Annotated in this window: 19 protein-coding genes; 5 read left to right on the top strand and 14 right to left on the bottom strand. The window is 42.6% G+C overall.

The window, feature by feature from the left end; genetic code table 11:
- Positions 1-254: 254 nt before the first annotated feature.
- The gene (locus tag QXL17_05500) at positions 255-1595 is read left to right on the top strand and encodes a DUF3887 domain-containing protein (protein MEM4258590.1); all 1341 of its coding nucleotides are present in this window, start codon (positions 255-257) and stop codon (positions 1593-1595) included.
- Positions 1596-1929: 334 nt separating this feature from the next.
- Here the strand turns inward: QXL17_05500 and QXL17_05495 are convergent, their stop codons facing one another.
- Complete coding sequence (locus tag QXL17_05495; protein ID MEM4258589.1) at positions 1930-2877, bottom strand: AEC family transporter; 948 nt, start codon at positions 2875-2877, stop codon at positions 1930-1932.
- A gap of 130 nt (positions 2878-3007) precedes the next feature.
- Here QXL17_05495 and QXL17_05490 point away from each other — a divergent pair, with 130 nt between their 5' ends.
- The gene (locus QXL17_05490) at positions 3008-3445 is read left to right on the top strand and encodes a hemerythrin domain-containing protein (GenBank protein MEM4258588.1); all 438 of its coding nucleotides are present in this window, start codon (positions 3008-3010) and stop codon (positions 3443-3445) included.
- A gap of 6 nt (positions 3446-3451) precedes the next feature.
- Here the strand turns inward: QXL17_05490 and QXL17_05485 are convergent, their stop codons facing one another.
- Together QXL17_05485 and QXL17_05480 are read right to left on the bottom strand one after the other, a co-directional pair.
- Positions 3452-3973: a ferredoxin-thioredoxin reductase catalytic domain-containing protein gene (locus QXL17_05485; GenBank protein MEM4258587.1), complete on the bottom strand. Its 522-nt coding sequence runs from the start codon at positions 3971-3973 to the stop codon at positions 3452-3454.
- Between the two features lies 1 nt (position 3974).
- Complete coding sequence (locus tag QXL17_05480) at positions 3975-4259, bottom strand: glutaredoxin domain-containing protein (protein ID MEM4258586.1); 285 nt, start codon at positions 4257-4259, stop codon at positions 3975-3977.
- Positions 4260-4372: 113 nt separating this feature from the next.
- Here QXL17_05480 and QXL17_05475 point away from each other — a divergent pair, with 113 nt between their 5' ends.
- Positions 4373-4564, top strand: coding sequence for a hypothetical protein (locus tag QXL17_05475; GenBank protein ID MEM4258585.1), 192 nt, complete (start codon positions 4373-4375; stop codon positions 4562-4564).
- A 19-nt stretch (positions 4565-4583) separates the two neighbouring features.
- Here the strand turns inward: QXL17_05475 and QXL17_05470 are convergent, their stop codons facing one another.
- Positions 4584-4982 (bottom strand): secondary thiamine-phosphate synthase enzyme YjbQ, encoded by a 399-nt coding sequence (locus tag QXL17_05470; GenBank protein ID MEM4258584.1) that lies wholly within the window; start codon positions 4980-4982, stop codon positions 4584-4586.
- Positions 4983-5064: 82 nt separating this feature from the next.
- On the opposite strand from QXL17_05470, the gene QXL17_05465 reads away from it, so the two are divergent.
- Together QXL17_05465 and QXL17_05460 are read left to right on the top strand one after the other, a co-directional pair.
- Positions 5065-5667 carry an HAD family hydrolase gene (locus QXL17_05465; protein ID MEM4258583.1) on the top strand — a complete coding sequence of 201 codons (603 nt, stop codon included), beginning with the start codon at positions 5065-5067 and terminating at the stop codon, positions 5665-5667.
- 39 nt (positions 5668-5706) lie between these two features.
- Positions 5707-6465: a PAC2 family protein gene (locus QXL17_05460; protein MEM4258582.1), complete on the top strand. Its 759-nt coding sequence runs from the start codon at positions 5707-5709 to the stop codon at positions 6463-6465.
- A gap of 25 nt (positions 6466-6490) precedes the next feature.
- Here QXL17_05460 and QXL17_05455 read toward each other — a convergent pair whose 3' ends face one another.
- From QXL17_05455 to QXL17_05410, 10 genes are read right to left on the bottom strand one after another with little or no spacing between them, the layout of a single operon-like run.
- Positions 6491-7054, bottom strand: a complete 564-nt coding sequence (locus tag QXL17_05455; protein MEM4258581.1) for a nitroreductase family protein — start codon at positions 7052-7054, stop codon at positions 6491-6493.
- Positions 7055-7073: 19 nt separating this feature from the next.
- A complete protein-coding gene (locus tag QXL17_05450) occupies positions 7074-7475 on the bottom strand; it encodes a thioredoxin family protein (protein MEM4258580.1) in 402 nt (133 codons plus the stop codon).
- Positions 7468-7962: a redoxin domain-containing protein gene (locus QXL17_05445; protein ID MEM4258579.1), complete on the bottom strand. Its 495-nt coding sequence runs from the start codon at positions 7960-7962 to the stop codon at positions 7468-7470. The genes QXL17_05450 and QXL17_05445 overlap by 8 nt, the downstream gene beginning before the upstream one ends.
- On the bottom strand, positions 7959-8873 hold the full coding sequence (locus tag QXL17_05440) for an A/G-specific adenine glycosylase (protein ID MEM4258578.1): 915 nt from the start codon (positions 8871-8873) through the stop codon (positions 7959-7961). The genes QXL17_05445 and QXL17_05440 overlap by 4 nt, the downstream gene beginning before the upstream one ends.
- Before the next feature lie 28 nt (positions 8874-8901).
- Positions 8902-9276: a desulfoferrodoxin gene (locus QXL17_05435; GenBank protein ID MEM4258577.1), complete on the bottom strand. Its 375-nt coding sequence runs from the start codon at positions 9274-9276 to the stop codon at positions 8902-8904.
- Positions 9277-9301: 25 nt separating this feature from the next.
- The gene (nifU, locus tag QXL17_05430) at positions 9302-9688 is read right to left on the bottom strand and encodes a Fe-S cluster assembly scaffold protein NifU (protein MEM4258576.1); all 387 of its coding nucleotides are present in this window, start codon (positions 9686-9688) and stop codon (positions 9302-9304) included.
- 59 nt (positions 9689-9747) lie between these two features.
- Positions 9748-10905 (bottom strand): cysteine desulfurase family protein, encoded by a 1158-nt coding sequence (locus QXL17_05425; protein ID MEM4258575.1) that lies wholly within the window; start codon positions 10903-10905, stop codon positions 9748-9750.
- A gap of 29 nt (positions 10906-10934) precedes the next feature.
- The gene (locus QXL17_05420; protein ID MEM4258574.1) at positions 10935-11297 is read right to left on the bottom strand and encodes a DsrE/DsrF/DrsH-like family protein; all 363 of its coding nucleotides are present in this window, start codon (positions 11295-11297) and stop codon (positions 10935-10937) included.
- A gap of 27 nt (positions 11298-11324) precedes the next feature.
- On the bottom strand, positions 11325-11576 hold the full coding sequence (locus QXL17_05415; GenBank protein MEM4258573.1) for a sulfurtransferase TusA family protein: 252 nt from the start codon (positions 11574-11576) through the stop codon (positions 11325-11327).
- Between the two features lie 37 nt (positions 11577-11613).
- Positions 11614-12216 (bottom strand): rubrerythrin family protein, encoded by a 603-nt coding sequence (locus tag QXL17_05410; protein MEM4258572.1) that lies wholly within the window; start codon positions 12214-12216, stop codon positions 11614-11616.
- Between the last annotated feature and the right edge of the window lie 4 nt (positions 12217-12220).

The raw sequence follows: 12220 nt of genomic DNA, 5'->3' as shown, positions 1-12220 counted from the left end.
TACTGGTTTTCCTATAGGAAAGACCAGCGTGATAGATAAGTATTGCTATCACTTTTGTTTCGTGGCTTGTCCTTTGCCTCACAAAGATTTTTCTATCTTCTAACAATTCTACTATTCGATTGAGCATTCCCCTCCCTATTTCGTTTAATAGCCCAGATAGAATGTTCAATTAAAAACCTGATTCCTTAAGTTGACACTCTCGTTATGTAAAATCCTCAATTTTAAATAGTGTGTTCTATTGTAAGGTGACTGTTATGCAGAGAAATATATGCTTTACTGTAGTCCTCGGACTGATACTGGTTGGCGGTGCTTTGTTTTCTGGTTGTATTCAAAAGCCGCATCCTGAATCGAAAACCTCTGAGGAAATTGCGTTGGAGTTAGTTGATTCATTGAACAGTGGACGGTACACAGAAGCCCATAGTCTTTTTAACGCAAGTGTGACCGCAGTGATGTCGGTCCAGCAGCTTCAGCAGATATGGGCTAGTATTCTTCAGCAATATGGGACGTATTTGGGTGTGGTTGGTACACGTCTTGCAAATGATGCAGGGTACGTCGTTGTGTATGTGACATTGAATTTTTCAAATACAGGTGCTCTTGATCTTCGACTGGTGTTTGATGACCACAACCTTATCGTAGGGATGCAGTTTGTGCCTGCTCCAACAACGCATACGTACACTGCTCCCGAGTATGTTGATCTCAGCATGTTTGACGAAGTCAATGTGACCGTGGGCTCTGGTGAGTGGGCGCTCCCGGGAACAATGTCGATCCCGAAAGGATCAGGGCCGTTTCCTGCAGTCGTATTGGTTCAGGGATCTGGATCGCATGATCGTGATGAGACGGTTGGCCCAAATAAACCATTCAAGGATATCGCATGGGGGCTTGCCTCTCAGGGTATCGTGGTATTGCGGTATGAAAAAAGAACGAAACAGTATCCGAAGCAATCAGTTGCAGTTGCAAATTTTACTGTCCAGGATGAGGTTATTGATGATGTGCTAGCAGCACTAGACGTGCTTAACGTATCACCCATGGTGAATCATTCAAGGATGTTTGTCCTTGGTCATAGTCTCGGCGGGATGCTTGCACCTCGTATCGTGATGCAAGATAACCGGATCGCAGGGCTGGTTTTTCTCGCAGCGCCGACACGGCATCTTGAGGATTTGTATTTAGAGCAGATGCTCTATCTTTCTAGTCTTTACACCTCAGTTGATGAAAACAGTTCGCAACTAACGGCAGTGAAAGAGGTTGTTCAAAAGATCAAAACGTTGAATATCCGCGACGGTGAAAACGTTATTGGAGCTCCCCGGTCATATTGGGCGGATCTTGCAACCTATGATCCTGTCTCAACTGCAAAAAACCTTAGCATCCCTAAGTTGTTCCTCCAGGGAAAACGAGATTACCAAGTGACCATGACCGATTTCAATACCTGGGCGGCCACATTCGCTGGTGACCCATTGGTGACGTTGAAAACCTACGACGCATTGAATCATTTATTTATACCTGGAACCGGGGTTCCGACGAATACAGAGTATCTTATCGAAGGTCATGTCGCAGGTGACGTTGTTGCAGATATTGGAGCATGGATCAACGCACACTAAGTAGGTGGTAAAACACCCTCTACAGAGAGCAGAGTATTCATAGTCTTGCATGTATGTATTTTTCGACACCGAGATAATAGGATTACCGAGCGGTATACTCCGTCTGTTGAACAGTGTGACAACTACTTGTACCTGACGCGGATCATATAACTGATGCATAACGACGCAGAAATGTATATCTGAGAAAAACTATCCTATGACAATACGATATGGCACAGGTGGCGAACATCAGAACGTCATGGTTACCGGCTGTTTCATGTGTTATGAAGTAGCTTTGTAAAACTACTGCTAGGAGACGCAATAGGTAGAGGATGTTTCTATTCCACGTAGTCTATTAGGAGTATACCTGCCCAAAAATACTAATCATAAGCGGAATACTGAAAAGAGATGCTAGAAAGCTAGCGAAAATGAACTGATTTGTTATCGTTTGATCACCACCTGATCTACCCACCAGTATTGGGACGGCGGTTACCGGTGGAACAGCACTCTGCAAAAGGATGATGAGTGCAATGGGATATGCAGGTCGGACTACAAGTAAAAAACCAATAAAAACCAAGGGAAAGAAAATATTTTTGATGAGGACGAATTTGACGGTTTCACAGGTGTGAAATTTTTCTTTTTTCCGAACATCAATGTAGATATTGCCACCAAGAATAATCATGATTAACGGAAGCGACATTGCACCAACCATAGCAGCAACCGAATATACAATATCGGGGATATAGATGTGAACAGCAAGTATGCGTAACGCAAGAGCAAAAAGAGTTACCACAAAAACAGGATGGAAGATTTTTTTATAGTTCAGTTCTTGTTTTTGATTTTTAAAAAACAACGCATAAGTGTTAAAGAGGAGAGTAGGGAAAAAAAGCATGAATAAAAAAAGATAGACAAGATACACCGGCTCATCCGGGAACATGCCGGGAAGAATCGCTAAGGGAAAAAATAACCCGTTTTGGAAAAACAGACTGATCGCAAATTCCCGCCGGCTTTTTTTCTGAGATGCAAACATACAAAGAAATGTAAGCCCGGCAGCAAAAACGGTAAAAACACCCCACCAGATAGGATATATCCACCAATCAGGGTGCATTTCTGGGTTAAACGTTGTCAGGATGTTAACAAAAATCAGACAGGGTAACGCAATTTCAAGAGCAAGCGGTGATAATAAACCGAGTGCATAATCTGGGATGAGATGCCGACGGATAATCCAAAAACCAATCAGACCAACACCAAGCAAAACAGCAACAGACTGAAAAGTTACTTGAAAGAGCTCCATAAGCGGCATACAAAGAATAGATCAAGTGTTTTTAAGACATTCGAACCACGAATACAGCGAAAAAGTAAAGGAGATTTTTTATACAAGTAGTGGTATGTATTCAAATGATTTTGAAGAGATGTTGGAGGTACGAAGCACAATGCGATCGACAACGATTCTTGAGTATATGGTTCGAGATCATGGAAAACTTATCAAACTGTTAACCGATATCGAAAAAAATCTGAACAACGATATTGTACATCTCATGCGGATTTTTGATACGTTTGAATGGAATTTGGAAAAACATTTATTTACTGAGGAAAAAGCAATTTTTACTTCGTATAGCCCGGTAAACATCACAAAGGGATACGCAATGGTCCCTGAGTTAATCAAAGAACATAATCAGATTCTGAATCAAACACGACTTCTGCGTAAAAATTTGATTGCAAAAAAGAGAACGGATTTCGAAGGCTTCAAAGAACTCCTGACAAAGCATAAAAATTTTGAGGAAGAACACCTCTATCCGCGTCTTGATCAGGAGCTAGACGACACGCAGAAAAAACTAATTCTAGATCGTTTAGAGGAAATCATCAGTTAAAATAGGTTACTTGGTCAAATAAAAGAGTTCAAAACGTTCAGCTTTTGCTTTGCAGATCGGGCAAACCGGCGGTGGTGTTTCACGAGCACAGAGATACCCACACACCGTACATCGATATACAGATATATTTTTCTGAGTTTTAGATGATGAAGCCCCATGCATTGGAGTACGTGGTGCGTGAGGTTTCATTTTCAACGCTGCATCTTGGATTTCAACAGGTCGTCGTTCCGGAATCGGGGCAAGCAACTGAGGGTTTTCATATTTCTCTTGGTTGACAAATAAACCACAGTAACACATTCCATACTCATCCACATCAGCATCACGGTATTCACACGGACAGATAATATCACTATCATAGGTTTTATCCCCTGAAGCAATACGACACGGACATGAAGCATATCCATACCGCTGATAATTACTCACTAATCCTTCGAGCAGGGTGTCGAGCAGTTTCGGATCAGAACAAAGATAATAGTGGTTCTGCGCAGCATTCTGTTTCATGAGCGTCAAGATGCGTTGTTTGTCCATGTTAGGTAAACACCTTTTTAATTTCTTCTTCTTTAAAACCAACAATCACTTTTTTCCCATGATCAATCACAATCGTCGGATACGTACCCAACGAGTTATACCTTTTAACTTCATTTCGAATCTGCTCGCTGTCTGCCCCCTGGAGCTTATCAACGTCAACATAGTAAAAATCTACATCCAAACTCTGCAGCAGATCCTTCGTTTTCCGACACCACCCACAGGTACTGAGCGTATACACAAGGGTATGATGCTGTTTGTTCTGTCCAGAAATATGTTCAAGGTTCATGGGTGTTGAATTTTATTGCTATGCTAAATACTTTATCATCTCACTTGCTGAACAAAGAGCAGAGAGAGAAAATATTCAAATAAACAAAAGCTTTATCCTCTACCACGATTCCTATGACCCAAGAAAGGTATACGTGTGCAATCTGTAAGAAAACCAAGAAAAGATCTGCGGGAAAACAGGCACCAAAATGCTGTGGAAAACCGATGGTGAAACTACCTCTCGACATCTGTCTTCAACCTGATCATCCAGAACACGCACGACCCATGGAAACGGATGATGCGTGTGACGATTTCCGCAGTGGATAATCAGGGAAAAAAGTTGTTTTTACCTTTGTGAAATCAACGAAAGATACACAGATCTGGTTCTTGGACCATCACCTTCAAAGAAAAAAATATGCTGCCATGTTCCAAGCTGTAACCGGCCGTGATGAACCGGCACGCTAACTGAAGAACCAAGAACACTTGCTTTCACATGTGCATCACTGTTTCCTTCACGATGGCGAAACGGTGACTCTCGAGGAACAAGTTTCTGAAGATGAGAAAGAAGATCAGCAGCAACGGCAGGATCAGCACCTTCATTGATAGTAATCCCTGCGGTGGTATGCGGAACAAAAACAACAACAATCCCTTCACCAAGTCGGTGGTGTTCAACTTTTTCTTGGATTCGATCAGTGATATCAATCAGCTCCTCACGAGCATGCGATGAAACAATGATTTTATCCATACGAACAAACGATATTTACTGCATACTATAAAAGGTATACTGACCAAATATTTTTGAAGGAGACCAATATTCAGCACCACCAATGACCGAAAAACTCCATCCTCAGGCAATTCTTTTCGACATGGACGGCGTCCTCATCGACTCTCTTGACTCATGGTGGCAAGCATTAAACAATGCTATGAAAATGAACAATCATCCCGGCATTTCACGAAAAGAGTTTATTGAACGGTTCTGGGGTCACGATCTCAGAGAAAACCTGGAAACAAGTGGACTGAATCCGGAGATCTTGTATTTTTGCAATGCAATCTATCAGAATTATGTCGACGTGGTAAAAATCTATGAAGATACCTACCCAACACTTAACCAGCTCCGCCACTATAAAAAAGCCATCATCACGAACACTCCAAAAGATTGCACCAGCCATATCATGAAACAATTTGATCTGAAGAAATATTTTCATACCATTGTCACGAGTGATGATGTACCCAGGGGCAAACCAAGTCCAGATATTGTTTTTAAAGCCTGTGAACACCTCAACGTACAACCAAACAATGTTGTCCTCGTAGGTGATACGAACAGCGATGTCCTCGCAGGTAGACATGCTGGGTGCACCGTCATTGGGATAAACATCCCTGCTGATTATACCATACAACGATTATCAGAACTTCCTGCACTGCTTGCATAAACACAATTCTTTTATACAACACACCAGATGATGACCTCTATGAATGACATAACCTTTATTGAATACCAACAAATCGATCTGTCAGACACGATGCTCATTGTCGCATTTCCAACAGTTGGTCTCATCAGTTCAATCGCAGGGCATTTCATCATTGACACGTTAAAACTTGAATCAGCAGGGGCAATCATGTCTGACCGTTTCATGCCAGCTGCAGTGATCCATAAATCAATACCGCATCCACCGGTTCGCATCTACGTCGGCAAGAAGAAATGTGGTCCAAACCATGTATGTACCAAACTCGCAATTATCATCTCTGAGTTTATGCCACCCTATGATATCACCAAACCACTAGTTGATAAAATCCTCCAATGGGCACATGAGAAAAACTGCAAATTCATCGTGTCAATCGAAGGGATGCATCTTGCTCAAGGAAAAAAACCACATCTCTACGGTGTTGCAAGTACGCCAGAGATGAAAGAAATCCTCAAAAAATACAATATCGAAGAAATCAAAGAAGGAATGATCACCGGCGATTCAGGTGTGTTTCTCTACCAAGGCGCACTTCAGAAGCAGCATGTAATCTGTCTGCTTGCAGAAGCACAAGCATCATACCCTGATTCACGGGCCGCAGGAATGCTTCTTGAAAAACTTGATGTGATGCTTCCTGACATCAAAATAGACCCTGAACCTCTGTACAAACAAGCAGATGAAATTGAAAAACAAATCAGAGCATTTATGCAACAATCAAAACCAACTGCTCCCTCAGTCCCACCGATACCGCATTCAATGTATGGATAACAGCTCTACACATCCTTGAGGAAAACTAGTGTTCAAACGAATACCTATTCTCAGCAACAAATCGACTCAGCGGAAAACGTTCAGGACGTGCCTTCTCGTTGGCGATCTGGTGTTCTGACAGGATAGGACGAATCACAGTGCTGTGTTTACCGATAATCACGAGTGTTATCACCTCAACATCCTCAGGAATACCAAGAATCTCACGGGTTTTCTTCGGGCTATATCCAGCAATCGGATGCGCAACCAAACCAAGTTCAGTTGCCCGCAACATGAGAAACGCAGTTGCAAGTCCAGTATCAAACTGATGGTACACACGCTCTCGAATGATACAGTCATACTCTTTTTTACTGAGCACAACAACGATCATTGAGGCGTCATACGCCCATTCATTACCTTTTGAGAGTACTTCACGCATGTTCTGAAGTTTCTCCTTGTCGTACACAAAAATAAATCGCCAGGGTTGATTATTAAAACAAGACGGAGCAAGTTGTGCGTGATGCGCAAGATCCTCAACAAGTTCTTTGGTTACATTCACCTGCTCAAGCGATCGGTACGCCCGTCGTTGTTCAATTGCTGTTGTGACATTCATACCTTTTCTTTCCTCCTTTTTAGACATATCCGGTTATCCCTGGATTAAACCAGGTGACATGTTTGCTACATTCAATCCCAAAAGATAACCCGTCTTCGACCATTTTTTTAATCAACGTTGGGTACACCGCTCCAACATTCTGCTGACTAATGTAACCACTGCAGAAAAACGAAAACGTTGGCGTACCCATAATATGATACTTTGCTGCAATACGGGGATGATCAGCAACGTTGATTTTTGCAAAAAAAACTTTACCCTGGAATTCCTTGGCATACTGTTCAAAATAGGGGTCAAGCTGTGCGCAATACGGACAGGTTGGACTGTAAAACATCACAAGAACAGGATACGTGTTTTGTTCAACAAATTGTTCAAATGTGGTATCGGTAAGCTCATATGATGCTCTGAATTTCTCATCAGTCATGCCCTGGTACCTCTCCAGTTTTCAAAACAGTAATAATCTCCTGAATATCAGGAAGTGTTCCTAGATCATAGAATTGGACGTATTCGACGAGCTGGTTTTCATCGATGATGATGTTTGCCCGTTCTGAGATGCTTTCATCACTCCGAAAAATACCGCATTTTTTGGCGACGGATCGATGCGGCCAGAAATCAGAAAGCAACCGAGTATGAATAATGTTGAGATGCTGCGCCCATGCCTTTTTTGAGGGAACAGGATCAACGCTAATGCCAACTGCCAACGTGTTCAATTCATGAAAGATTCTTGTGTTCTGCTCAAGCGATTGCATCTGCTGTGCACACACTGGCAGCGTCCATACAAATGGATGAAACGACAAGAGAATCTTTTTTCCGTGATGTTCTGCGAAATGAAAAGGTTGTCCATTCAGATCGTCAAGCGTAAAATCAGCAGCGTGTACTCCAACAGGTACGCATGATTTTTTTGTGTTCATTGGTTCTTAGTCTCCTGAGAATTTTGCTGCGACGTACCATCAACCATCCCCGACGATTCAACGAGCTGATAATACTTGTCTTTCTCGGTAATTAAACCTTCATGAATGAGTTGGGTCAGAATTGGCTGAAGCGTTTGTTCTGGGAGGTGAAGTTTTTCACGAAAATCAAGCAGGGATACGGCATGAGTTCTGAGGAGCAATGAGAGGATCTGACCGCGGATCTGCCGGTTTGATCCGTGAAATCGTGACTGTCTGGTGTAATGTCTACTTTTTTTATTTAGATACGGATTCTTTTTTTTCAACATAGCACCATAGTCCATGAGTGCATAGTACCAGGTTCGAGGATCGGGAGTGTACAACGTTTTTTCAATGAGTGGTTCAAGTTCTTTGTCATGAATCGTTGTTTGATTCTGGAAAAAAAAGTAGATGTACACGTTTCGAATGTTCGTTTCAAGAAACACCATTGGTTGGTGATACGCAAAAGTAAGAATTGCACGTGCTGAATACGGACCGAGACCGGGGAGTGCAAGAAGTTCATCAAGGGTATCTGGTACTTTTCCATGATGTTGAGTTAGAAGAATCTCAGCTGTTTTTTTCAATGCTAACGCTCGGCGATTATATCCAAGACCCTGCCACACTGAAAGAATCTCTCGAAATGAAGCAGCTGCAAGACGTTCTACATCAGGATACGTACGGAGGAACTGCTCGTATTTCGGGACAACTCGATCAGTTTGTGTCTGCTGAAGCATCACCTCTGAGACAAGGATATGGTAGGGATTATCAGTGTTTCTCCAGGGAAATGATCGGCCATGATTATGATAAAAATCAAGGATTGTTTGGTGAAACCGTGCAATATCTGCATCGGTGAGATTTCTGCTAAAAAACAGGGGTTCGAGGATGGTTTGCCGCATAAAAAAAAGAGATGGAGAATGGTTTGATTTAGGCTTTCCAGAGTCCATGGATGTTACAGTATTCACGAGCTGACAGTTTCTGCCCAGTTACTGGGAATTCTGCTTCTGGCTTGTCACCAGGTTTGAGAAACTTCCGATAGGAAACCTCATCAGCTATAAGCTGAATCCATTCGATGTAATGTTTTTCTTCCATTGGATGAGGGATGCTACCTACCGTTACTTTAACTCCGGTTTTGGTTTTTTCAATCACGGGAACATGTTTTTCTTTCGATGCATCAACGGTGTTTTCTTTTTGAAGCTGCATGGGTTCACCACAGCAAACAAGTTCTCCAACGCCTTCGTGGAGCACCTCAACAATATTTCCACATATTGTGCATTTATAGATTTCTTTTTTCTGTGTCATACGTTTTTTCTCCTTTTCTTACACTTTATTTTAATTTTTGTTTTTGTTGATAATTTTTGATTGCAGCATGAAGTGCATCTGCAGCAAGATTCGAGCAGTGCATTTTCTGTGGAGGGAGCCCGTCAAGCTCATCAGCAACATCTTTCCTTGTGAGCCGTAACGCTTCATCAAGGGTTTTTCCTTTTGCAAGCTCAGTCACCATGCTGCTCGTCGCAATTGCTGAGCCGCAACCAAACGTTCTGAATTTGATATCAGTAATAATGTTGTTGTGTACTTTGATAAATATCTCCATGACATCACCACAAACTGGGTTACCAACTTTCCCATATCCATCTGGGTTTTCGATCACCCCGACGTTTCGTGGGTTCATGAAATGATCCATTACTTTTTTACTGTATCCAACCTGCGTCATAGTTTTCGTTCACCTCATATATCAAAGGTTTATTTCTTTTTTTTCTATCTTCTTCCAGGTTACATAGTAAGCGGGGAAAGTGCACGAAGTCGATCAACCGTTTTTTTGGTTGCCTGGATAACTTGCGGTATCTGATCGGGAGTTGTGGATCGCCCCAGCGTAAGTACCATCGATCCATGAGCCTCCTCATGTTTTAAACCGATCGCGAGGAGTACATGGGAGGGCTCAAGGGTTTTTGATGAGCAGGCAGATCCGGTCGAGATCTGAATTCCCTCTATATCCATATTGAGAAGAATGCTTTCTCCTTCAATGCCACTGAATCGAAAGCTTGCATGATGCGGGAGGCGATGCTGAGGATGACCGGTAAGAAAGCTGCGGTCAATCGTTAGAATCTCCTTAATCAGTGTATCTCTCATCGGCTGGAGACGATGACGTTCTTGATGCTGCTCCTGCTGGATGAGTCTGGCTGCTTCACCCATTCCAACAATTGCAAACAGATTTTCAGTACCCGACCGCAATCCTTTTTCTTGTCCGCCTCCAAGTATAATTGGCTGCAGTTTGATCCCTGGTTTAACGTAGAGAACTCCTGCTCCTTGGGGACCTGCAAGATCGTTTGAGGAAAGTGTGAGAAGATCAATACCATCACGCCGAACATCGATCGGGATCCATGCTGCAGCCGCAGTTGCATCAACATGCAAATAGGAACCATGATCATGGATAATTTTGCTAAGTTCTCGAATCGGTTGTATCGTCCCGATTTCGTTATTTGCATATTGAATACTTGTCAGTATCGTATCCTTTGTGACAAGGTTTGAGAGATCCTCTTGCTTTACACAGCCTGTTGAATCGACAGGAAGAGAGACCATGGTGAATCCTTGTTTAGTCAGATCTTTTACAGGATTGAGAACGGATATATGTTCAATTGCACTCACAGCAACAGCGGTACCCTTGGTTTTATTTCGCAGAGCCGTACCCCGGATGCCGAGATTGTTTGCCTCGGTTGCCCCGCTCGTAAAAAGAATGGTGTGTTCGTCTTCTGCATTGATGAATCGAGCTATTTTCTGCCGTGCTTCTTCAAGCGCCTGTCGTGCTGCAAGACCAGCGCTATGCAGGGACGAAGGATTCCCGATAATCTGCGAGAGAAACGGCTGTGCAAATTCAATGACTCGCGGATCAACAGGAACCGCGGCAGCATGATCAAGATATATCCGAGTCATAGGCTTTCCGAACCTCAACAAAAGTGGTGTTAGAACCACATGGTTGCTCCAGCATCTAATGCAAGATCATTGAGGGTACCTGCACCAACAATCTTCACACCTGGAAGGAGTTCTACTTTTTCAAGACCGAGCATGTGTTTCGATGCTTCACAGGCGTAAATATCGATATCCATCTCCATGGTCTTCATAATCATCTCATGCACTGAGGGAAAATCTCCGAGATGAATTTTTTTTGCAACACCAGGCATCAGAATTTTTAACCCCAGTCCGAGATAGTATATCTGCGGCTGAAGGTCCATCATTTTTGCAGTCTGCGCAAGTACCAGGGGCGCGTATTGTCGTTCTGGTTGATCACTTGTCTGAACATATAAAATGATTTTTTCATTTTTCATAGTTTTTTCTTCCTTATCACATCTTTTTTATTTCATTTTTTTAATGTAGAACGTCAGCAAACCATTGTTCTTTTCAAACGATACCATCTCATGACCGGTTCGTTTCACCCAGCGCTTAATATCCTCTTCAGCAGCTGGATCATCTGCTGAGATCTTTAAGATTTGCCCAACTTCGAGAGCATCGATGGCTTCCTTCGCCATCGCAATCGGCATGGGACAAAACAAGCCGATACAGTCAACCTCAGAGTCATAGGTTGACGATGGAGTACCCGCAGTCATAAGTCACCTGTAATAACCATCAGTTCTCCAGACTCAGCTAATAATTTTCAACGAAAACCTCATAATAGCTCTGCGGGTGCTGACACGCTGGACATTTCACTGGTGCTTCTGTGCCCTCATAGATCAAACCGCAATTTCGACATTTCCATTTAACAACCTTGTCTTTTTTAAAGACTCGACTATTTTCCACGTTTTCGAGGAGTTTTCGGTACCGTTTTTCATGGGCAGCTTCAACCTTAGCAATGTTTCGAAAACTTAATGCTATCTCAGGGAAACCTTCTTTTTCAGCAATCGTTGCAAAATTTGGATACAGCGTACCCCATTCCATTTTTTCGCCATCTGCTGCTTCTTTGAGATTCTGCATAGTATCTCCAATAACACCTGCAGGATACGAAGCAACCACTTCGACCATGCCGCCTTGGAGATGTTTGAAGAATACCTTGGCATGTTCTTTTTCATTGTCAGCAGTTTCAAGGAAAATCGCTGCGATTTGTTCATAGCCTGCCTTCTTTGCCTCTGAAGCAAAATAGGTATACCGGTTGCGCGCTTGGGACTCACCAGCAAATGCAGCTAGGAGATTTTTTTCAGTTTGAGTTCCTTGCAGATTTTTTGTTTTTTTATGTATTATTTTTGTTTCCATTTTT

The organism is Candidatus Thermoplasmatota archaeon, from assembly GCA_038884455.1.
GTDB lineage: Archaea > Thermoplasmatota > E2 > DHVEG-1 > DHVEG-1 > JAWABU01.
This window is presented reverse-complemented; position numbering and strand designations above follow the sequence as displayed.